Genomic DNA, 22,663 nt, shown 5'->3' on the forward strand with positions numbered 1-22,663 from the left:
CTTCAGGAGAAACGGCGGGAAATGAACGTACGCCTAGTGATGGAAGAAGAAATAGCTCTTCTTCACGGACTGAAAATAAAAAAGAACACGAATCATTTACACTTTTTCGTCAAACAGCAACCCGATAAGATCCTGCAGTTTTTCCTTCAACTTCAACACCTCTTCCGAAGGAAACTGCTTGATGACCTCGTCTGTTTTTTTGTCCCGCAGCTGACTGACGATGCTTTTTGAGTCCAGGTCCTTGTGGAGCCCGAAACGAAACGTGCTGCCGATGGAATCAAGGCGCTCGTTAATTTCCTTGACGGCCTCTTCCAGGTCTTCCTTTGACAGCCCCTTGTCTTTTTTTTCTTCCTTGCCCGACTTGCCGTGCAGGGCCTGATCATTCAGCTTAACCGTCGCCCCGTCGCTGCTTTCAGGCACAGGCTGCACCTGAGGCTTGGTTGCGTCTTCGATCTCAACCGTCGACACGGCAGGAATGCCATACACTTTGACATCGGTAGTTACATTGACATCCATGACAACCTCCTGCTTGTTAATCTATGCTTTACTGCTCAGATATCTCGGCTTGGGACCTGCTCCATGATTCATGCTGTACCCTTTGAGCACGGTTTTCCCCCGCCGCAGTGTCCGCAGTTTTTCCTTTATTTTTCCCCGTTGATTTCGCACCTGCATGATGAGCACGCGCTCATCATCACGTATCTCAGCCATTATTTTCATGAGCTGCGCGGCAGTCTCGCTTTTGCCGTCCAGCGAAGCGGGATCAAACAGCTCAAGGCACTGTTGTAATCGCACAAAAGCACGTTCGCGCCTCCCCGTCCATTCCGCAAGAGTCTGCAACCGACCTTCGGCGACCAGGGAGGCATGCTCCCGCTGCATTGCGGCAAACTCGCGCAATGCAGCGGCAAGCTCATCCTGTATGTTTTTCGGCTGAGCCATAACCTTGTCGGCGTTTAAATGGAAAAAGACAATCCGCCCTGAACGGCAACCTTACGTTCGACTTCCAAAACCTCTCCTGTCGACCCGCCGTAAGACTCGAGCTTATTCTTTTCCTTTCTTTCAATTTCAGCCATGGCGGTTTCTTCCCATATCTCTTTTAAACGACGCATATACGATATGGTCTGGCGCACGACTTGTTTGTCGTTCTTAACCGCGGCCCCTGGCAGCTCCACCAGGATTGCATTGTAAAGGCCCCGCAGAAACGTGGCGGCCTCGGAATTGTCATCCTCTTTCACCGAGGCATTCAATTCGGCAATTATGGCAATGGCTTTGCCCAGATTTTCTCCCCTCAGTTGCGGATTATTATTTTCAATACCGATCAGTGCCATATCAAGATGAACCAAGGTCCTTTCATACATGAGATGGATGAGCTTTACCGGGTGAATTTTTGATTGGGCTTCGGACTGCCGATAGGCATTGCGGGCATGAGCTGAATTCATTCTTTTCTCCTTTATGGACAGACTTCCATTCTGCCATACTTTCGGCGTTTAGTGTTATTTGTCGGCACCGGCCCATGATTTGGCGATGCTGTCAAACTGGTTGGCAAGGTAACTTGAAAGCGATGTCATCTGGTTCATATATCGGTCTAATTCAATGAATTGTTTAGTCAATAATTCATATTTTTTATCCAGACGGTCATTTTCCTGCTCAATCTTCAATTCCAAGTCATCAATTCTTGCCTGCGCCGAATTTTCTTCGCCTTCAATCTGGCCTTCCGCGCCGGTTATGAAACGAAGCTGATTATTGACTTTATCGGCAAACCCTTCAATATCACGGGTGGCGTCGCCCAGGAAAAAGGCGCTGACACCATCGGGATTATCCGCAAGGGCCTGGTCAAGCATTTCTTCATTTAATGAAATTGATCCATCCCGGTTAAATTCCAGGCCAAGATCAAAAAGAGTACTGATATCTCCCCCCTCGTCCCCATACGCGGCGGATGTCATGAGACTCTGCAGGCTTTTCGGCAAATCGCGCACCGTGGTGCGGGCAAGGACCCCGAACTGTTCGGCTTCGCTGTCATAGCCGGTCGTCGCCTTCATTTCACTGACGGCGTCATTATACGCGGTAACGAGGCCCTGAATCATTTCCTTGATGGCGTCATTGTCTTTCGCGATGGTAATGGTTGCCGCACCTGCCCCTTCCAGGGTCAAGGTCAAACCGGAAACAACATCGGCAACGGAATTGGTCTGGCGCTGATAGTTGACGCCATCCACGGCGAACTGGGCATTGAGCGAGGCGCCGGCCGCGCCTTCCTGCTCCGCCATGGCCATATCGGAAAGCTGGGAAAGAAAGGTAATCCGGCCATCTTCGCCGGTGCTGCTTGAGCGAAGACTGAGGCGATACGGAGCCGTCGGATCACCGTCATTGATCACCTGAGCGGTGACCCCGGGATTGTCCGAGGCATCGTTAATCAGATCGGCGAGCCCGGCAAGTGTGGTATCCGCCGCAACCGTCACGGAAACCGTATCGCCGTCGCCGACTTTGTAAAAAAGGGTTTTGTCGGGCGCGGCAAAATCAAGATCCGCAAGATCTTCAGTGACCATGACCCGATTCTCTTCACCTGTGCCTGCGGCAAGATCGCTTCTGATGCGCAGAAAGGTTTCCCCGCTTTCGCTGTATGTTTCCGCGGTAACCAGGCGGCCGTTGTCGCCGGCGCCGACATTGTCGACATGACTGTTAACGGCGGTGACCAGCTCATCCATGGTCATGTCGGCGCCAATGGCCAGGGCAATATCAGTATCGCCGCCAAAGGTAATGGTCATTGTTTCCCCGGCATGGGCGACGATATCAACGGAGCTGTCCGCCACACCGGTGGTGGACTGCCGACTCACCGGCACATGGATGCTTGCGGTCGAATCCGCCATGCCCTGGGCCGACAACCAGGAACTCTGGGAGGCAAGCCGGGTGACATCAAGGGAAAGACTCTGGGCTGCCGCCCCGTCCACCACTGTCGCCCCGGCGACACTTTCATCGGAACTTGTCGCGCTTCTGCCCAGAAAAGACCCGGACAGAGACAGTTTCAGGGCAGCGCTTTTCACGGACAGCAACTTATTATTGACCGTGGTCAAGCCGGTCAGCTGGTTTTTAAACTTGGTAATTTCATTCTGCTTGCGGTCCACAACCTGCTGATCAATCTCGCGCAACTGCTCAAGCATGCCCTGCAGATCGATCCCGGATCCCACCCCAAGCGTTGTTATTGAACCTACCATTGCGTATTCTCCGATCAACCAAAACGTTATTCTGCTTTCAGTGTTATTCTAGATAATATATCGACATTTCACGAGACGGACTTGAATTTTTTTTATTTTCGTAGAAAAACCCAACAGGAAGGGGAGGAAACGGATCAGACGCAAAAAAAAGGGGACAACAGCCGTAAAGCCGTCGTCCCCTGTTGAGGTTTCTATCAACTCCCGTTGAAACGTTGCAGTGTTCAAACGTTTCAACGTTTTTTCAATCAGTCATTATCCCTGCAGCAGGCTCAGAACGTTCTGGGCGCTGGCATTGGCCTGGGCCATGGCAAAGGTGCTGGCCTGGGTCAAAATCTGCATCCTGGAGAAGTTGGCTGATTCCTCGGCAAAGTCAACGTCGCGGATTGACGATTCAGCGGCGGAGATATTAACCTTGGTAACGGAGATATTGGATATCGTCGAGGTCAGCTGGTTCTGAACGGAACCAAGGTCGGACCGTACTTTGTCGAGATCCTTCAAGGCCGAGTCGGCAACCGCGATGGCAATCTGCGCCCCTTCCTGAGTAAGAACGCTGACGTCAGCCAGACGGTTGGTGGTGGTATCGGCCATCTTTGTTCCCGATGAACCACCGGCGTTGGCCGCCAGGGTGGACCCGGACTGAATGACGGAATCCTTGGCAATGGTCATGTCCTGGGCCAGGGTCTGATTCCCGCTGGTGACATAATCACGCTCCAGGACCGTTCCCGCGCTGAGACTGACCGTCCCGGCACCCTCGACAAAATTCATGTCGTTGGTCAGGATGGTGCCCTGGGCCAAGGTGGTGCCGTCAAGGAGGATAGAACCGGCGGAGAGGCTCACCGCATTCTGGGCAGTCAAGGCACCATCGGCAACAACGCTGCCGCCAAGGGTGGAACCGGCGGCCAAGGTACTGGCCGTGGCAATGGTGGAACCTGACTCAACCGCCATGCTCTGGGTTGTGGTCAAGGCACCGGTAAGAGTGACGGTACCGCCAATCTCGCTACCGGCGAGCAGGGTTGAACCTGTTGCCTCGATCGTACTTCCCGCCTTCACGGTCATATCCTGAGTCAATGTCGTGTTACCGGCAGTGACGAGATCCACGCCGAAATAGGAACCGGTATTCAAGGTACTGGTGTTGTTCAGCACGGTACCATGGGCCACGATCATATCGGAGCTCAAGGTTACCGCAGAGAGGGCAAGGGTGGTATCCGCATTCAGGGTGGTTCCCGCCGCGATGGTGTCCCCGTTGGCATCAATCAGGTCCTGGGTGATAACCGTACCGGCGGCCAGGGTAGAGCCGCCGGCCAGGGTTGTACCGGCGGTCAACAGGGCCGCGCCGGTGGTGGTATACGTGGCTGCGGAGGTGGTGAATTTGCCGCCCAGCACGGAACCGGACTCAATGGTGGATGTACCGCCAATGGTGGAACCCGCCTTGATGGTGGAATCAAATGTGCCGACAATATTGGCGGCAAAGTTGGTATCACCGACAAGATTGCCGCCGATGGTGGTGCCGGCCGCAAGCGTACTTGCCGTGGCAATGGTGGAGCCCGCCGCCAGAGTGGAGTCGATGGTGGTGCTCATTGCACTGCCCGTGGTCACGTTTGTCGTAAAGTCCGTGGCGGAACCACCGGCCAGGTCGGTAACCAGCAGCTCGTTGGAGCCGGCCTGTTTGAGCTGCACATGACCGAAAGTCGACATCTGCGAACCGGCCAGTACCGCACCGGTGCCGCCGGTCACGCTGATGGCGCGGCCGTCGGACGAGGTCAGCTTCAGGATGCCGTCGGCGCCCACGCTGGCCGATATGCCGTGATCCGAGGTTTTATTGTTGATAGCCTTGACCAGGGCGCCGTCCGAATCATTGGCCACGGTGGTTACCGCGCCGATGGACACGCCGTTGATGGCGAAATCGGAACCGGTGGACCCGGCAGCCACTGCCGCGCTGCTCTTTGACTCAACCACCGCGGAGGCGGAAATACCAAGAACGTCGGAGAGCTTGTTGATGGCGTCAGCCAAGGCGCCCATGCCGTTTTCGGCACTGTTGTTGGCCTTGATGTCGACCGCCTGCAGGGTAAATTCCTTGCTCTGCAGATTACTGTAAATGGAAAGCTGCACCGTTCCGCCGGAAGCGTTGGTCAATGACAGATTACCAGAGGTCACATGACCGACTTTGGTTGATTCGGAACTGGCGATGGAGATATTAACGGTTTCACCGGAATAGGCACCGACCTGGAACTTCTTATCAGTAAAGTTACCGGAAAGCAGTTTCTGGTTATTGAATGCCGTAGTCTGGGCAATGGTGTCCAACTCCTCCAGAAGCTTGGTGATGTCGGACTGAATCGCCTTACGGGACTCTGTGGTCTGACCGTCCTGAGCTGCCTGGATGGCTTTGGTTTTGATGGTATTAACGATATTGATGGACTCTTCAAGCGCACCGTCCGCGGTCTGCACCATGGAAATACCGTCGTTGGCATTTCGAATCGCCTGACCAAGGCCAAGGGCCTGGGACTTCAACGAGTCGGCAATAGCCATACCGGAAGCATCATCGGCTGCCTTGTTGATACGAAGTCCTGATGACAATTTCTCCAACGAAGCCGAAAGAGCATTGTCGTTTTTGATCATGTTTTTGTGGGCGCTCAATGCAGCTACGTTGGTGTTAATTCTAAGGGCCATAATTTTTTCCTCCTTGATTTTAAAAATACGGGAATCCTTTCCCGCGCCAAAACAAAATAGAAATCAATACAAATTGTACAAACCGGAAACACACTTATTTTTGTTTCGAAACAGCAATCACCCCCCTTTCTTCCGTCATTCCATTATATTGTTGGGTTGGAAATGTTTCTTCAAAGTACTTATCGGCCCCCTCTTTCCCTACTTAAATATTTTTTTACGGCGGGTTCATCACCGGCAAAAACAGAGTTTTCTTCACCACGAAAAAAATGGTATGCTTTTTGCTAATAAATCCGGGCGGTGGATACCGGCCAATCGTTTTATCAAATAAGCTGAAGGGATTTTTCAAATGAGCACGAAAAAATCAGGCAGGACAAGAAAGGGCGCCAGCCCACAGGCACAGGAAAACCGTTCTGCCCAGGCCTGCCGGCAAAAACTGGAAAAGGCCGTCGCGCTTCACCATCAGGGAAAACTTGCCGAGGCGGGCAAAATTTACCGGGACGTACTGAAAACGGAGCCCAACAACCAGGACGCCCTCCACCTTACCGGCCTGATAGCCCTGAGTGATCAAAAATTTGACACTGCCAAGGAATTGATCACCAAGGCCATCGCCATCGCGCCCAATGTTTCTCTTTTTCACGCCAACCTGGGAAGGGCCCTCGCCGGGCTGCCCGACTATCCGGCAGCAATGAAAGCATATCTTACGGCCACACAACTTGATCCGGAAAATATCGAGGCGACATTTCACCTCGGCAATCTCTATAAAAACACCGGAAAATTCGCCGAAGCCGAATCATGCTACCAGAAAGTCCTGCGCCATACCCCGGATCATGTGGCCGCATTAAACAATCTCGGCAACATCTATAAGGACCAGGGGAAGTTTGAACTGGCCTTCGCCTGTTACGAAAAAGCCATTGCCGCTGACCCGTTGGTTGCGGATCTCTATATCAACATGGGCAATGCCTATAAAGACATGATGATGCCGCAGGAGGCCGTAAATTTTTACCGGAAGGCCATTGAAGTCCGTCCCGACTTCCCGGATCCATACAACAATATCGGCTATATATTGCAGCACACGGGGAAACTGAGCGATTCAATCATCTATTACCAAAAGGCGCTCGATATGGAGCCGGATCTGCCCGAGGTGTACCACAACCTCGGCAATGTCTACAAGGACATGGGTGAATTTCCGGAGTCGATTGCCGCATACCGCAAGGCTGTCGCGTTGCGACCCGACTTCGTCAATGCCCACACCAATATCCTGTTTGCCATGAACTATGATGAAAAAGCGACCCCTCCGGAAATGCTGGACGAGGCACGAAAGTGGTGGCAGCAGCAGGCCGCGCACCTGGCAGACCAATACAGGCTCATGAACAGCCCGGTCCCTGGCCGCAAGCTTCGCATCGGCTACGTTTCTCCTGACTTCTGCCTGCATTCGGTAAGTTTTTTCTTCCTGTCCCTGCTGGAAAAACACGACGCAAACCGGTTTGAGACATACTGCTATTCGGATGTGAAAAGGCCTGACGCCATGACGATCCGCCTCCAGGGACTTGCCGGTCACTGGCGTCAAATTACCGGAATGACAGACGAAGCGGTCGCCGACCTGATCCATTCGGACAAAATCGACATTCTCTTTGACCTGACCGGTCATACCGCCAACAACCGCTTGCTGGCCTTTGCGCGAAGACCGGCTCCGGTCCAGGTTTCCTGGTTGGGCTACCCGAACACCACCGGCGTTGCCACCATTCAATACCGGATTACCGATGCCGTTGCCGATCCGACCGGAACATCGGATTGCTTTTACACGGAAAAATTAATCCGCTTGCCCGGCTGTTTTCTCTGCTACTCGCCACCCGAAACCGCGCCCGATATCGGAGAACTGCCTGCCGGACAACAGGGGAAAATAACCTTTGGCTCTTTCAACAATATCACCAAAACCTCTGAATCGGTGATCAAGGTCTGGTGCGACATCCTCAAACAGGTGAAAAACTCCCGGATCATGCTGAAAAGCATTGTGTTCGAGGATCCCGCCGCCCAACGACGCTATCTGGATATGTTCCGGCGATACGGCATTGCGGCCGAGCGGGTTGTTCTGAAAAAACGCACCACCTCGACGGAAGAACACCTGGGCCTGTATAATGAAGTCGACATCGGACTTGATCCCTTTCCATACAACGGCACAACAACCACCTGCGAGGCTCTCTGGATGGGGGTTCCGGTTATCGCCCTCAGAGGGAATCTTCACTGCTCACGGGTAAGCGCCAGCATCCTCACCAACACCGGCCTTGATCAGTATGTCGCGGAAACACGGCAGGAATATGTGAACAAGGCAGTTGCCCTGGCCGGTGACATGAAACAACTCGAGCAATTCAGGGCCAGTGCCCGAACCCTGCTTTCACAATCAGTTCTCCTCAACAAAGCATTGTTTGCCGCGGAGATGGAAAAGGCGATCACAAAGATGTGGCACCACTGGTGCGCATCACACCAAGGACAACCAACAGCCATGACGGAAGGGGAAATGATGAACCGGCAAAGCGCAGACGATCTGAACAAAAAAGGCGAAGAACTTTTTGAGCAAGGACAGCTCACCGAGGCCGCGGACCTGTTCACCCTAGCCATTGAAAAAGAACCGCTGCATGCCGCGGCCCACAACAACCTGGGAGTCCTGCATTACCACCTCAACCAGTATGACGAGGCGCTGCGCTGCTTCCGCAAAACCCTGGAGATAAATCCGCAAGACCGGGTTGCCCTCGACAACATCGGCGATTTACTTACCGCCATGCTGCCTCCGTCATCCTCTCCGGAACGGATTGCCCCGGTGGCGGAAGATCGGGAATCCGTCATTGCCGCCATGAACTCCTTTCCCTTCTGGTATCACAAGATAAAACTTCCCGGCGGCATCGTCACCCCGGGATATGCCCCTATTCATGCCGATGCATACCGCATCCCCGCCGACCTTACCGGGAAACGGGTGCTTGACGTGGGGGCATGGGACGGTTACTGGAGCTTTGAAGCGCTCAAAAGGGGAGCAGACGAGGTTGTTGCCATTGATGATTTCAGCGACTACCTGGGCTCCCTTGAAAAACGCGACCGCAAGGCCTGGGAAACCTTTGACTTCTGCAAAAAACAACTCGGATACGGCGATAAACGCTGCAAACGCCTGGAACTGAATGTCTACGAAGCAAGCGAGGCCCGGCTCGGCAAGTTTGACGTTGTCTTCTTTTTCGGCACCCTTTATCATTTGCGTTACCCTCTCCTGGCTCTCGACAAGCTATCATCCCTTTGCGATGGGGAAATATTTGTCGAAACCGCCATTCTCGATGATTTCAGCCCTTACAAGGGAGGTTTTCAACAAGGATATCCCGGCCGGCAGATGGTGATGGAATTTTATCCGGGCAAGGAATACGGCAACAACGAAACCAACTGGTGGGCTCCCACCCTTTACTGCCTGATCAACATGGTAAGTGCCGCAGGTTTTCACAACTGCCGTGGCTGGAAACTGACGGACAACCCGCAGGAACTGCCCCACTGCCGGGGCTTTGCCTACGGCAATAAATTTACCGAAAATGAAGCCATTGCGTGAGCCAGCCTTTTTTCCCTGCCCACCGCACTCCTCACCTGCAAACCTGCTGAACCAGTCAAGAAAAAATTGACGCAGCCAAAAAGCAATGATACCTTCAGGAAAAATGATCATTCAGCGAACGAACAATAACCATTCAGAACCTTCGAGTCTCTGCAAGATGATTAATATCGACCGTTCCGCATTCCTGCTGCCGACCAAGGCATTCCGCCGCCTTACAATACTGTTGACGATCCACCATTCGCCAAGCATCAGTCAGCACAAAATCGCCCAGGAAACAAACCTGAGCAGTTCCATGGTGAACAACTACATTAAGCAGTTGACAACCCATGGCCTTGTTTCGGTTTCAAGCCGCAATAATCGGGACTGCAATTACCAGCTCACCAAAGAGGGAAAAAACGAACTCACCTCCCTGCTCATGGGCTATTCCGCTGAAATAGTTCAATTTTACGCGCAAACCAAAAACGAAATATCCAACCGCATCGCAGCTCTTCTCACCGGCAAGAAGCAACTTCGTTTTGTTCTTTACGGCGCCTCCGAAACGTGCGAACTGGTCATGAGGGCGCTGGAAAATTTTCCGCAGGTTACGATTGCAGCCATTGTCGACAGCTTGCCCCACAAGCAGGGGGAAGCATTCAACGGCTTTACGGTCCAAAAACCGGACGCAATAGCCGCCATCAAACCGGACTGCGTCTTGATAACCTCCTATGCCAAACAGGATGAAATATACGATGCGACAAAACATCTTGAAAAAAACGGCATAACCGTTCAACGACTGACCACGGTGTAAACGCCATGCAGACTCTTCAGATCGGCAGACATACCATCGGCGAGGACATGCCGACCTATATCGTGGCCGAAATCGGCATCAATCATAATGGTGATGAAAGCCGGGCGGCCGCGCTCATTGCCGAGGCCGCCCGGGCCGGGGTAAATGCGGTCAAGTTCCAGAAAAGGCATCTTCCCAGCCTCTACCCCGCGGAGCTGCTCAATACACCGGAGAAATTCGAACAGAACTTTCAGTACATGATTCCACTGCTCAAAGAGGTGGAGTTGCCCGATGAGGTATATCCGCGCCTCAAAAAACAATGCACTGAGCTGGGGATTGATTTTCTTTGCACCCCCTTTGATATAAAAAGCGCTGATTTTCTTCATGATCTCGGCATCAACGCCTATAAGATCGCCTCCGCCGACCTTACCAACCTGGAGCTTTTGGCACACGTGGCTGCCTTTGGCAAGCCGCTCATTGTTTCCACCGGCATGTCGCTCTGGGAGGAAATAGAGGCTGCTGTCGATTTTCTGCGCCGGCAACCTGCCCCCTTTGCCCTGTTGCATTGCCGCAGCGTCTACCCGGTCTGGCCGCGGGAGGTCAATCTGCGCATGATCAACAAGCTTAAAAAATTCGGCTGCCCGGTGGGCTATTCCGGTCATGAGGTCGGCATTGTCATCCCGCTGGTAGCTGCCTCCATGGGCGCCTGCATCATCGAAAAGCACATCACTCTGGACAAAACCATGCGCGGCCCGGACCACAAGGTGAGTCTCGACCCCTATGAGTTCAAACGTCTGGTGCGCGACATCCGGGTTGCCGACCAGGCTGTCGGCAAAAGCAAGCGCTATCTCCTCCGGGGGGAAGTGCTCAACCGGGAGCTTTTCGGTAAAAGCCTTGTAGCCTCTCGGGATATTCCCGCCGGCACCGCTATTTCCCGCGAGATGGTCATGACCAAAGGGCCCGGCAAGGGACTGAATCCCCTTAAAATAAATGAATTGCTCGGCACCACGGCCAAACGCCACATCCGGCAATTTGATTTTTTCAAACAATGCGATCTGGAAGACGCGGACAAGGCAGCAAACCTTGCAAGATCGTTTAAAAACGAGTGGGGCCTTATCGCCCGCTTCACCGATGCCGAAGCCATGCTGGCCCACCACCCCAAGGTGCTTGAGTTTCATCTGGCGGAAAAGGACTTCTCCCTCACCCCGCATCTCAACGGCGAATACCCCTGTAAACTCGTGGTGCATGCCCCGGAATACATGGGAGACGAACTGCACGATCTGGCCAGCCATAACGAAGGGGTCCGGCTGCGGTCCGTGGACCAGACAATCCGGGCAATCGAACTGACGAAAAAACTGGCCCCATTTTTCCCGGGCAAACCGAAATTCGTGACCCATCCCGGCGCCATGAGCCTGAATACCAAGCTGAATCCGCTGGAATTGGCAGCCAACCTCGGCAAATCCGTCCGCGAAATCATGCCCATGGCCGGTGACGATATCGAATTCCTACTGGAAAACCTTCCCCCCTATCCCTGGTATTTCGGGGGGCAATGGAAAGGCAACTATTTCATGGCAGCCGATGAAATTGCCGCTTTCTGCACCCGGCACGGGGTAAACATCTGTTTTGATCTTTCCCACGCCGCGCTTTACTGCAACGCCAAAGAGATGGATCTTGCCGACTACATACAAACCGTTCTCCCTTATATCCGGCATATCCATTTTGCCGATGCCTACGGCCTGGACGGCGAAGGCATGCAGATCGGCGAAGGCGATATTGATCTTAACCGCATCATGCCGCTGTTTGCCGACTATCACGGCACCTGGGTTCCCGAGGTCTGGCGCGGCCACCTGGAAAACGGGCAGGGATTCTTGACGGCGCTGGAACGGCTCAGGCCGTATCAGCTGTAACGGCGAAAAAAACATTTAACTATCAACCGATTCATGCCGAACAGCAACACATACCGTTCACTCATTAAACGATCTTTTTAAGGTAATTTTTCCCGATGAACATCCTGATGATCACAGCCAATGACCCGGCAGGCATGGGCATTGCCTTTACCAACGCCATCAACCGGTACAGCGGGCATCGATGCAGGCTTGTTACCAGTCAGGACCGTTATGGGATCGATTTCGGCAAGGACATCCATCTGCCGGATATCCACGATGATGATTTCGGCGAGGTGGAGCAGCTGCTGAAAGATGCCGACATCATTCATTTTCATATGCTGACGGACGAGAACTCGCATCTCGGCCCGCTGGTTATCCGTCACTATACGGAAGGAAAAAAGATCCTGCACCATCACCATGGCCATCCCGATTATCTGATCAACGTGGCGGCATACAACGAAAAATACCGCAGGCTCGGGCGCCGGGTTATCGTCTCCACCCCCGACCTTCTGCAGATTGCCGAGAATGCCACCTGGGTGCCGAACCTGGTGCCCATCAATGATACGCATTACCTGCCGCGCCTTGAAGAGAGTCTGCCCCCCGGACCGCTGAAGATCTGTCAGGCCCCGACCAGGAAATTCGATAAGCATACCGATGTGTTTTGCCGGGTTTTCCTCAGGCTCAGGATGGAGTACCCGCACATCGATCAGGTGATCCTGGAAAGGATGAACCACCTCGACTGCCTGAACAGCAAAAAAACATGCCATATCGTTTTCGACCATATGCGCGGCTGGTTCGGCATCTCGTCACTGGAGTCCCTCTGCCAGGGGAAACCGGTGATCGCAGGACTTGACGACTGGAACATCAAATGCATCAAGGAGTTCACCGGAACCGACGAACTCCCTTGGCAGGTGGCCCGCGATGAGGACTCCCTTTATCGAGTCCTGCACACATTGATAGCGGACCGGGAATTACGCGACGCGGTCGGCAGGAAGTCCCGGGAATTCATGGAACAGCACTGGACCGAGCAGCAGGCCCTGCAGGTGCTGCTTGCTGTTTACGCCGCTTTGTAAGGACACAATATGACGCTGAAGGCAAGCGACAACCCGCCCTCCTGCTTTCCGGATGATCTTTTTGGGCGGCCGGCTGCCGGCGACGAAACAGTGTGGTGGGTTGCCCGCACCAAAAGCAGGCAGGAAAAGGCCCTGGCCTGGGAGCTGAAGGCAAGAGGACTCGCCTATTATCTGCCGCTCACGGCAAAACCGCAGAAATGCCGGGGCAGGATGCGGACTTCGATTCTGCCGCTTTTTAACGGTTACCTGTTTTTCAAGGGTGACAGGCAGGGACGCTATGATGTCCTGTGCGGCGGCCGCATCGCCCAGCTCATCGAGGTGCCGGACCAGGAAAGAATTGCCCATGAACTGGCAAATCTGCACCGGGCCACCCAGGCCAGGATACATTTGACCCTCTGCGACTTTGCCAGAGAGGGCCAGCGGGTGCTGGTTATTGCCGGCCCCTTTACCGGCATGGAAGGCATAGTCCTGAAACAGAAAAATCAGACCCGCCTGATCCTGAACCTCGCAGCGATCAAACAGGCGGCAACTGTTGAAATTGCCCTGGACCACGTCCAGCCGATTTAACACAACTGGTTGATATCAGAAAGATTTTATCAAAAATTCGGGTGTACCCGAAAGGGACGAAGTGCGCCCGGCGTTTGTTACGGCGCCACTGGCCCTGCCACAAACAATGCGAAGCCATCCCGAATAACTCGCTCACCCAAAACAGACTATGGAATTAAAGTCCGGTAAAATACTGGTGACAGGAGCCGACGGTTTCATCGGCTCGCACCTTGTCGAATATCTTATTCGCATGGGATGCGATGTCAGGGCCTTTGTCATGTACAACTCATTTAACTCCTGGGGCTGGCTGGACAGCCTGGACAGGGACGTGAAGCGCGACCTGGACGTGTTTGCGGGTGACATTCGCGATCCAATTGGCACCAGGTCCGCCATGCAGGGTTGCCATACCGTCTTTCACCTGGCGGCACTTATCTCCATCCCCTTTTCCTATCATTCGCCGCAGGCATTCATCGATACCAACATCAAGGGAACACTGAATGTGGTACAGGCGGCCCGGGATCTTGGCGTTGCCAAGGTCGTGCATACATCCACCAGCGAGGTTTACGGAACGGCCATCTCTGTTCCCATGGATGAAAAACACCCCCTGCAGCCGCAATCGCCCTATTCAGCTTCCAAGATGAGTGGAGATCATGTCGCTCTCTCTTTTTTTCACGCCTTCGAGACGCCGGTGGCGGTAATCAGGCCCTTCAACACTTACGGCCCGCGTCAGTCAGCCCGGGCCGTCATTCCCACCATCATCTCCCAGGTGCTTTCCGGCGCCTTGGAAGTTCGCCTGGGCGCCATGCATCCGACGCGGGATTTCAATTTCATCTCCGATACCGTGGCGGGGTTCATTGCCGTGGCGCGATCGGATAAAACGGTCGGCGAAATAATCAATGTCGGCGGCGGCTGCGAGGTGGCCATCGGCCGTCTGGTGGAATTGATCCTGGATCAAATGGGCTCCACGGCGCAAATCATTACCGAAGAGAAACGACTGCGACCCAGCAACAGCGAGGTGGAAAGGCTTTGCTGCGACAACGCAAAGGCCCGGCAACTTACGGGATGGCGGCCCGAATACCATGGGGAAGAGGGCCTGCGGCGCGGTATCGCGGCAACGGTGGAGTGGTTCTCCCGTCCCGGCATTATGGACCTTTATAAAACGGATCGCTACAATGTCTAAGACCGCGGTGATACTTGCAGGAGGCAAGGGCAAACGGCTTCGCCCCTATACGACGGTTCTGCCAAAGCCTCTCATGCCGATCGGCGACTATCCCATTGTCGAGGTCATCATCCGACAGCTCGCCGCAGCGGGCATCGACCGTATCATCATGGCCGTCAATCACCAGGCGGACATCATCAAATCCTATTTCAATTCCGGCGGCAAGTGGGGGGTGAAAATCGAATATTCCCTTGAAAAACATCCATTGGGCACCATGGGGCCGCTCAGATTGCTCAACGGCAGGCTGCCAACCCATTTCATGGTCCTTAATGGCGATGTCCTCACCGACCTCGACTTCTCCGCCTTTTACGACCACCATGTCCAACAAAACAACCTTTTCACCGTGGCCGCCCAGCACCGCGAGGTACGCTCCGAGTTCGGCGTGCTCGAAACCAATGCCGAAGACAGGCTCATCGCCTTTCAGGAAAAACCCGTACAGAGGCATCTTGTCAGCATGGGCATCTATATGGTTGCCAGGGAAACGGTGGATTTCATCCAGACCGACAGGCTGTTCGGCTTTGATGATCTGATGCACGCCCTCTTAAAGGCGAATCGCGAGGTCAGCATCATGCGGCATGATGGACTCTGGCTGGATATCGGCAGACCCGACGACTACATGCGGGCCATCGACCTCTTCGAGGAACGACAGGAACAATTTTTAGGCAAAGGCTGGAAATAGCGGATGGAATGGCAAATCCCCCTTTTTGACCTCAACCTGGGACAGGAAGAACGGTTGGCGTTAATGGGCGTCCTCGACTCCGGCTGGTTGACCATGGGCAGAGAGACTGCCGGCTTCGAGGAGGAATTCAGCGTCCATGCCAAAGTACCCCATGCCATAGCCGTGACAAACGGCACCGCGGCGCTCCATCTCTGCCTGAAGGCCTTCGACATCGGTCCGGGTGATGAAGTCATCTGTCCGTCCCTGAATTTTTGCGCCGGTCCCAATGTCATCGTTGCCGTGGGGGCCGAGGTGATTTTCGCGGACATTACCTCCCGGGACGATCTCTGCCTTTCTCCCATGGACGTGGCTGCCAGGATCACGCCGCGCACCAAAGCCATCATGGCGATGCATTATGCCGGATACCCCTGTGACATGGCGCATCTCAACGACATCGCCCGCAACCACGGCCTGCACCTCATCGAAGACGCGGCCCACGCCTTGGGCGCCGAGCTGGCTGGGACCAGGTGCGGCGCCCTCGCCGATGCAGGATGCTTCAGTTTCTACTCCAACAAAAACATGACCACCGGCGAGGGCGGCATGATCACCACCTCCCACCCGGAACTCGCGCAACGCCTCCGCCTGCTGCGTTCCCACGGCATGAGCGTGCCCACCCTGGACCGCCATAAAGGCCATGCATTCAGTTATAATGTGATTGAGCCCGGTTTCAACTACCGCATGGACGAATTGCGGGCGGCCCTGGGGCGGGTCCAGCTCAAACGGCTCGACGCGGGGAACGCCGGTCGTCGCGAGCTGGCACAACGTTACCGCGACAATCTTGCGGGAGAATTCGTGACCTTTCCTTTCTCCAGTCCGCGCGGCCAGAGCGCGCATCACATTCAGCCGGTTCTCCTGCCGCCGGGCACGGACCGCGGAGACTTCATGCAATTTCTTAAAAGCCGGGGAATCCAGACCTCCATCCACTATCCGCCGACCCATCTCTTCGATTGGTATCGCGGCAGATACCCAGGGGTGAGCCTGCCGGTCACCGAGGAGGCGTTCCCCCGTCTTGTCACCCTGCCCCTTTTCGCCTCCATGCGCCAGGAACAGGTTGATCGTGTCTGCGAGGCGGTTTGCGATTATTTCTCCAGCCAAACAAGGAGGACCGCATGAACGTTCTTGGCGTCGGTGCCCATTTCGACGATCTCGAGCTGGGCTGCGGCGGTACGCTGATCAACCACGCCAGGGCGGGTGACAGGGTAACCATGCTGGTCATCACCCACTCCGGGTATGTCGATCCCGACGGCAATGTCATCCGCAAAAGAGAAACTGCCCTGGCTGAAGGGCTCAAAGCGGCAGGGATCATCGGTGCCGATTTGATCTGTCTGGAATATCCCACCCTCGAGATTTCCTTCGATGAAGCGCTGACCAAACGCATTCAGCAGATAATCGAAGGGCGGCAAATAGACACCATTTACAGCCACTGGGAGGGAGACCTGCACCGTGATCACAAGCTCACCGCCCAAAGCACCCTCATGGCGGGCAGACACGCGCCGCGCTTTCTGATGTATCGCAGCAACTACTATGTAACCGGTCAACCCTTCGGCGGGAATTTTTATGTCAACATCTCCGATGTTATTGAAGAAAAACGCGAAGCCATCCGGGCGCATGCCTCGGAAATGGAGCGGGTCAACTACAGCTGGCTCGACTTTGTGGAGAGACAGGACGCCAATCATGGCCTCATCATCGGGGTGCGGTACGCGGAGCAGTTCAAGGTAGTTCGCTATCTGCTGTAAGCGGCAAACCATGATCGTGACCATTCATCAACCCGACTTCGCACCCTGGCTGGGCTTCTTTGACCGCTGGCAGAAGAGCGATCTCTTTATCGTGCTGGACGACGTGCAGTTTCTGCGCCGGGGCTGGCATCACCGCGACCGGGTCAAAACCGCCGCCGGTCCCCGCTGGCTGACCGTGCCGGTGAAAAAGAAAGGGCGCTTCGCCCAGCGGATCAATGAAACCGAAATCGACAATGCCATTGACTGGCGGACAAAACATCTGGACACCATTGCCGCGGCTTACGGAAAAACGCCGGGATTCAGGACGGTTTTTCCGCTTCTTGCCCGTACATACGGCGAGCGGCACACCCTGCTCGTTGAATTCAACCTTGCGCTTCTCGCCCTCTTCGCCGGGCTGCTGGGGATCGGCACGCCAATGGCTTTCGCCTCGGCCCACCCCTCCACCAGCCGGGCCGGCGAACGACTGGCCGAACTGACCGCAATCCATGGCGGCACGGTCTACCATACAGGGACGGGTTCCCGCAGTTATCTCGACGAGAATATTTTCGCCGCGCGCGGCATTGCGGTCCTCTGGCAGGAGTTCGGCCATCCCCACTATCCGCAGCCGCACGGCGATTTCGCGGCCGGCATGTCAGTGATCGATTTTCTGATGTGCCAATCCCCCGCAAATGCCAAAGGATACCATGCCTAACATATCCGGCCCCAGGCATCGAACGCTTGACTGGGATTCAGAAATACTCGGCATAAGTTGCGGCCAAGTGTTCCCGCCCTCGGTCGAGGCTGATGGCGACGCTCTTGCTCGCGATATTCTCGCGGCCATTCCTCCCGGTGAATCGCTCACCTTGTGCAAGCTTCCGGCATCCTGTCCGCGCACGGCGACCGCATTGCTGCGGCGCGGCGGCAGGTTCGTGGATTCCGAGATGGTTTTCCACTTTCATGACAGCGAAAAGCTGCCGCAAAACACCATTGAGGTCAACGCTGTTTCTTCCGTCGCCCCCGGTCCGTTTCTTCCTCTCGCCGCCGAAATAACCCATAGCCGTTTTTTCCTCGACCCCGGCATAGGACGGGACAAGGCAATAACCCTTTGGCGCGAATCCATCCGCAACCTCTGCGCCGGCCGTGCGGACCAACTCATCGTGGCCCGGCTTGATGAAAGCCCCGCCGGGCTTGCCGCGGTCTTTAACGAACAAGACGGACGGAACATTTTCCTGGTCGGGGTATTACCGAATATGCGCCGCAAAGGGGCAGGCCGGGCCATGCTCCACTATCTTGCCGTCCAGAACCTCGGACCATTACGCGTCCAGGTTCTGGCCTCAAACACGGCCGCCCTGAAATTCTACGGCGACTCCGGCTTCAGACTGGAATCGGTTCGCCATATCCTGCATCTTCATGCAGGAGAAATGACCGAAGCACCAGAGCCTCTCCATTATGCAAAACGAATTTGACCATGTTACAGGTACATTACGACAAGCAGCGACATGAACTTTTCTTTCCGCTGGACCAAACGCTTCCAGCGGAACTCTCGGGACATGAAGCCCTTGACGATTTTCTGAAACTTTTCAGGGCATTCGGGGGGGAACCCCATATGTCCGGGGATGACGATGCGCTTGTTTCGCTGTCCATCGGCATCGACAACTGGCGCAAGCTGCTCAACGCCGCCTTGCCGCCTCGCGAAGCGCGCTTCCACGCAGATGCGCTCCAGGGAATTCTGTCTTCGGACACAAGGGAACCAGTTGACGGCCTGCAGGTAAATTTCCACCAGAAATCCTTCGACACTCCGGCACGATACTGGAACTTCCTTTTGCAGCAGGGCCATTTCACCCGTTATTTTTTCAACCGGGTGGGGTGGATTTCCGGGCCCGAACATCGTATTGTCAGCCCGTTTCCCCTGCATGTGGATATTGAGACCGCCAGCACCTGCAACATGAACTGTCCCATGTGTTACCGCCGCATGCTCAAAGAGACCGGGCAGATGGACCCAGCGCTTTTCCGCAGGATCGTGGACGAATGCGCGGAACAAGATGTTTATTCGGTCCGGCTTTCCTGGCGCGGCGAGGCCCTGACGCATCCACACATCAAAGAACTCGTGGCCTACGCCTGCAAACGCATACCGAACGTCTCGTTTCTGACCAACGCCTTCTTCGTCGACGAGTCCATGGCCCACTGTTTCATTGAAAATGGCGTCAGTTACGTGGCGGTGAGCTTCGACGGCATCGGCGAAACCTATGAAAAAATCCGCGCCCCCGCAAAATTCGAGGAAAACCGCACCAGGCTGGCGAAACTGCGGGAACTGCGAGAAGCGGCGGGTGCAGGCCGGCCCCAGGTACGTCTGTGCACTGTCTGGCCAGCCATAAAGGATGAGCCGGAGGCTTATTATGAGGCCATGAGCCCTGTTTCGGACTACATCGTTTATAACCCCTACATCAACTTCACAGGACCGATGGAAATAAAGCCGGCTTTCATCTGCCAATACCCGTGGGAACGTCTTGTCGTCGCCTTTAACGGCGATACCCAGTGCTGCACAGGCTGGAATGCGAGGGACATCATCCTTGGCAACGCAACGGATCGCAGCCTCAAGGAAATGTGGCACAGTCCGAAGATGAACCGGATTCGCGACATCCACGCCTCCGGCTGCAGAATGACTCTGGAATCCTGCGCCGCATGCCGGCACGGCTCCAAGGGAGATGAGGATGCCGGTATCGACGAAATCCTTGCGCGCCGCTGGTAACACCGCACCGTTGCGGGTGGCGCTCATGGCCTGCTGGGGCATTGGCCTTGAAATTCTCCAGGCCTTGAAAGCTGACCAACGCATCTCGATTGTCCTGGTATTGAGCCGGCCGCCATGTGCCGACGATCCCTGGGCCGGCAGAGTCACGGAACGGGCGATCGAGCTTGGCATCCCCACGATTTCTTTTATAAACATGAACGTTAACGACCTGCTCAAGACGCTGGACGGAAGGAGTGTCGACCTGCTCCTTGTCCATGCCTATCCATACAAACTTCCGCGTGAAGTATTCAGCCGGCCCCCTCTGGGAACAATCAACATCCACCCCTCGCTGCTGCCCCGTTACCGAGGCCCTCAGCCGACACGCGAGGTCCTGGCCGACGGCGGGAAAGAGACCGGCCTCACGGCCCATTTCATGGATGAAGATTATGACACGGGCGATATTATTCATCAGGAACGCATTCCTGTTTTTGCCGCCGATACCGTCGAAAGCGTGATCGAACGTCTTAAGACCGTGGTGCCGGCACTGATGCAAGAGACGGTTTCCCGTCTCCTTGATCCGCGCTTCAATCCCCTGCCGCAAGGCGGTATGCTCTCGAAAGCGGGAGTCAGCGAGCAAACGATATTATGAAAAAATCGGAAACCCTGGTCCAGTTCAGCTGCGAAAACTGGCTTGAATACCTGCGCAATGAATGGCGGCGAAGCAGGGGAAAATCATTATCCTACCTGGTCAATCGTTACCAGTGGAAAAAATATCCCTGTAAAAAGGTTCCCCGCTTCCCGTTGAACGTTGATATCGAGGTGAGCAGCCGCTGCCAGATCAAATGCGCCCACTGTTTTCGCCAACAGGTAAATATCGGCGAAAATGACCTCATGGACTTCGAACTGTACAGAAAGATCGTCGCCGAATGCGGCAGGCAGGGACTCTTCACCCTCAAGTTCTCCATGCGGGGCGAACCGCTGCTGCATCCGGACATCGTCGAGATGGTCGATTTCGCCAAACATTCCGGCGTCAAAGAGGTCTGGATCAACACCAATGGCGGCCTGCTCAGCGAAGAACTGGCCGAAGGGCTGATGCGGGCCGGGGCCGACTGGATCACCATGAGTTTCGACGGCCTGCGGGCCGAGTACGAAAAAGTCCGCTTCCCCCTCAACTACGAAGAGTCGCTGGCCAAACTCCGCATGCTGCGCCGCGTCCGGGACAAGATCGGGGCCAACACCCTGCTCAACGTGCAGAGCATCTGGTCGGCGATCAAGGACTACCCCCGGGAATACATCGGCCTGATGAAGTCAATCGTCGACCGGGTGGCCTACAACCCTGACATGAATTTCAAAGATGTCCTCCTCACCCCGGATCCAGCCTTTATCTGTCCGCGCCTGTGGCAGAGGATCTGTATTACCAGCAGGGGAAACTATCTGAAATGCCCCTCGGACTTCCGCATGGAAGAAATCCTGGGCAACGCCGCAGAGATGAGCGTCACCAAGGCCTGGGAAACGGTGCAGGAAGAACAGCGCCGGCTGCACCTTGCCGGCCGTCGGCTGGCAAGTCCGGTCTGCGCGCGGTGTCACCATGGCGCGCAAAAAAAGAAAATCGCCCGGCCGATCAACGAGGAAATGCGCGAGGACTTCACCTACGACTTCAAAGAGGAATTCGCGGGCTGGGGGGCGGCAAACCGTCCGGACCCCGACCGCCGCACCAAGGAGAGTTGACCGATGCCGCAAACGAAGCCGTCCGCAGCCGAGGATTACTGGGGCAAATTCCTCGGTATCGAAACCTACAAGCTGGAGTGGCATGCCAAACGGCTGCTGTACTCGCTCTTCGGCATCACCCTGCCCAAGCTCAGGGACCAGCGCCATTACTGGCAGCGGCGCGGCGAGGTCTACCTCGACGAGATCACCTCCTCGGGCTACCTGGACCGGGAGATCTTCTTCCAGAACATGCTGATCGATTTTCTGGGCCGGGTGCCATTCTCCAGTTTCTTCGAAGCCGGCTGCGGCTTCGGCTGGAACATCGGCCGCGTCAAACGCGAGTTTCCCAACGCCTTTGTCGGCGGCGTGGATTTCAGCCGCAGCCAGCTGACCAATGCGCGGCGCTATCTTCAGGGAGCGGAGATCCCGCTGGTCAACGGCGACGCCTGTGCCATGGCCTTAAAGGACAAGGCCTTTGAGGTGGGTTTCTCCCTCGGCGTCTTCATGAACATCCATCCGGCCAGGATACGCGCAGCCCTTGCCGAGATGCTCAGGGTCTGCTCCCGCTGCGTGGTGCACATCGAGTACGACGAGAACAACACCACCCCGGCGCTGCGCGAAAAACGCGCCTTCAAGACCAATATCGTCAGCCACGATTACCGTGGACTGTATCGCGAACTCGGCGCAAAAGTTGTCGAATTCCGTACCCATGCGGACTTTGGCGAGGCTTTTCGCGCCCATGCCCGGACAACTACCAGCCGCCTCGATCGCTGGGAAGGATTCGAAGGACCGGAAAAGTACATCTTTCTTGTCGTCGAGCCCTGAACACCAGCCAGACCGACAGGACAAAAA

The 22,663-nt window shown here is 55.2% G+C and carries 20 protein-coding genes; 15 read left to right on the forward strand and 5 right to left on the reverse strand.

Annotation, left to right across the window (positions count from 1 at the left end; all coding sequences use genetic code 11):
* Positions 1-96: 96 nt before the first annotated feature.
* From BM485_03000 to BM485_03020, 5 genes are all read right to left on the reverse strand, one after another.
* Entirely contained in the window at positions 97-516 is a 420-nt protein-coding gene (locus BM485_03000) for a hypothetical protein (protein ID OKY76234.1), read from the reverse strand.
* A 21-nt stretch (positions 517-537) separates the two neighbouring features.
* Positions 538-936 carry a hypothetical protein gene (locus BM485_03005; GenBank protein ID OKY76235.1) on the reverse strand — a complete coding sequence of 133 codons (399 nt, stop codon included), beginning with the start codon at positions 934-936 and terminating at the stop codon, positions 538-540.
* A gap of 14 nt (positions 937-950) precedes the next feature.
* Positions 951-1,436, reverse strand: coding sequence for a flagellar export chaperone FliS (locus BM485_03010; protein ID OKY76236.1), 486 nt, complete (start codon positions 1,434-1,436; stop codon positions 951-953).
* 54 nt (positions 1,437-1,490) lie between these two features.
* Positions 1,491-3,206, reverse strand: coding sequence for a hypothetical protein (locus tag BM485_03015; GenBank protein OKY76237.1), 1,716 nt, complete (start codon positions 3,204-3,206; stop codon positions 1,491-1,493).
* A gap of 252 nt (positions 3,207-3,458) precedes the next feature.
* Positions 3,459-5,873 (reverse strand): flagellar protein FlaB, encoded by a 2,415-nt coding sequence (locus BM485_03020; protein OKY76238.1) that lies wholly within the window; start codon positions 5,871-5,873, stop codon positions 3,459-3,461.
* A gap of 346 nt (positions 5,874-6,219) precedes the next feature.
* Here BM485_03020 and BM485_03025 point away from each other — a divergent pair, with 346 nt between their 5' ends.
* From BM485_03025 to BM485_03095, 15 genes are all read left to right on the forward strand, one after another.
* Positions 6,220-9,453, forward strand: a complete 3,234-nt coding sequence (locus BM485_03025; protein OKY76239.1) for a hypothetical protein — start codon at positions 6,220-6,222, stop codon at positions 9,451-9,453.
* A 103-nt stretch (positions 9,454-9,556) separates the two neighbouring features.
* Positions 9,557-10,240 (forward strand): hypothetical protein, encoded by a 684-nt coding sequence (locus BM485_03030; protein ID OKY76240.1) that lies wholly within the window; start codon positions 9,557-9,559, stop codon positions 10,238-10,240.
* 5 nt (positions 10,241-10,245) lie between these two features.
* A complete protein-coding gene (locus BM485_03035) occupies positions 10,246-12,126 on the forward strand; it encodes a hypothetical protein (GenBank protein OKY76241.1) in 1,881 nt (626 codons plus the stop codon).
* Between the two features lie 95 nt (positions 12,127-12,221).
* Positions 12,222-13,178 carry a hypothetical protein gene (locus BM485_03040; protein ID OKY76242.1) on the forward strand — a complete coding sequence of 319 codons (957 nt, stop codon included), beginning with the start codon at positions 12,222-12,224 and terminating at the stop codon, positions 13,176-13,178.
* Between the two features lie 9 nt (positions 13,179-13,187).
* Positions 13,188-13,745 carry a hypothetical protein gene (locus BM485_03045; protein ID OKY76243.1) on the forward strand — a complete coding sequence of 186 codons (558 nt, stop codon included), beginning with the start codon at positions 13,188-13,190 and terminating at the stop codon, positions 13,743-13,745.
* Positions 13,746-13,893: 148 nt separating this feature from the next.
* Positions 13,894-14,904: an NAD-dependent dehydratase gene (locus tag BM485_03050; protein ID OKY76244.1), complete on the forward strand. Its 1,011-nt coding sequence runs from the start codon at positions 13,894-13,896 to the stop codon at positions 14,902-14,904.
* Positions 14,897-15,622, forward strand: coding sequence for a nucleoside-diphosphate-sugar pyrophosphorylase (locus BM485_03055; GenBank protein ID OKY76245.1), 726 nt, complete (start codon positions 14,897-14,899; stop codon positions 15,620-15,622). The genes BM485_03050 and BM485_03055 overlap by 8 nt, the downstream gene beginning before the upstream one ends.
* A gap of 3 nt (positions 15,623-15,625) precedes the next feature.
* Entirely contained in the window at positions 15,626-16,774 is a 1,149-nt protein-coding gene (locus BM485_03060) for a hypothetical protein (protein ID OKY76246.1), read from the forward strand.
* Positions 16,771-17,397, forward strand: a complete 627-nt coding sequence (locus tag BM485_03065; GenBank protein OKY76247.1) for a hypothetical protein — start codon at positions 16,771-16,773, stop codon at positions 17,395-17,397. The genes BM485_03060 and BM485_03065 overlap by 4 nt, the downstream gene beginning before the upstream one ends.
* Positions 17,398-17,407: 10 nt before the next feature.
* On the forward strand, positions 17,408-18,088 hold the full coding sequence (locus BM485_03070) for a hypothetical protein (protein OKY76248.1): 681 nt from the start codon (positions 17,408-17,410) through the stop codon (positions 18,086-18,088).
* The gene (locus tag BM485_03075) at positions 18,081-18,842 is read left to right on the forward strand and encodes a hypothetical protein (GenBank protein OKY76249.1); all 762 of its coding nucleotides are present in this window, start codon (positions 18,081-18,083) and stop codon (positions 18,840-18,842) included. The genes BM485_03070 and BM485_03075 overlap by 8 nt, the downstream gene beginning before the upstream one ends.
* 2 nt (positions 18,843-18,844) lie before the next feature.
* Positions 18,845-20,125 (forward strand): hypothetical protein, encoded by a 1,281-nt coding sequence (locus tag BM485_03080; GenBank protein ID OKY76250.1) that lies wholly within the window; start codon positions 18,845-18,847, stop codon positions 20,123-20,125.
* A 25-nt stretch (positions 20,126-20,150) separates the two neighbouring features.
* On the forward strand, positions 20,151-20,753 hold the full coding sequence (locus BM485_03085) for a hypothetical protein (GenBank protein ID OKY76251.1): 603 nt from the start codon (positions 20,151-20,153) through the stop codon (positions 20,751-20,753).
* Positions 20,750-21,832, forward strand: a complete 1,083-nt coding sequence (locus tag BM485_03090) for a hypothetical protein (GenBank protein ID OKY76252.1) — start codon at positions 20,750-20,752, stop codon at positions 21,830-21,832. Before BM485_03085 ends, BM485_03090 begins: the two co-directional genes overlap by 4 nt.
* Before the next feature lie 3 nt (positions 21,833-21,835).
* Positions 21,836-22,636 carry a hypothetical protein gene (locus BM485_03095; protein ID OKY76253.1) on the forward strand — a complete coding sequence of 267 codons (801 nt, stop codon included), beginning with the start codon at positions 21,836-21,838 and terminating at the stop codon, positions 22,634-22,636.
* The last annotated feature ends 27 nt before the right edge of the window (positions 22,637-22,663 follow it).

The sequence above is a fragment of the Desulfobulbaceae bacterium DB1 genome (genome assembly GCA_001914235.1).
GTDB lineage: Bacteria > Desulfobacterota > Desulfobulbia > Desulfobulbales > SURF-16 > DB1.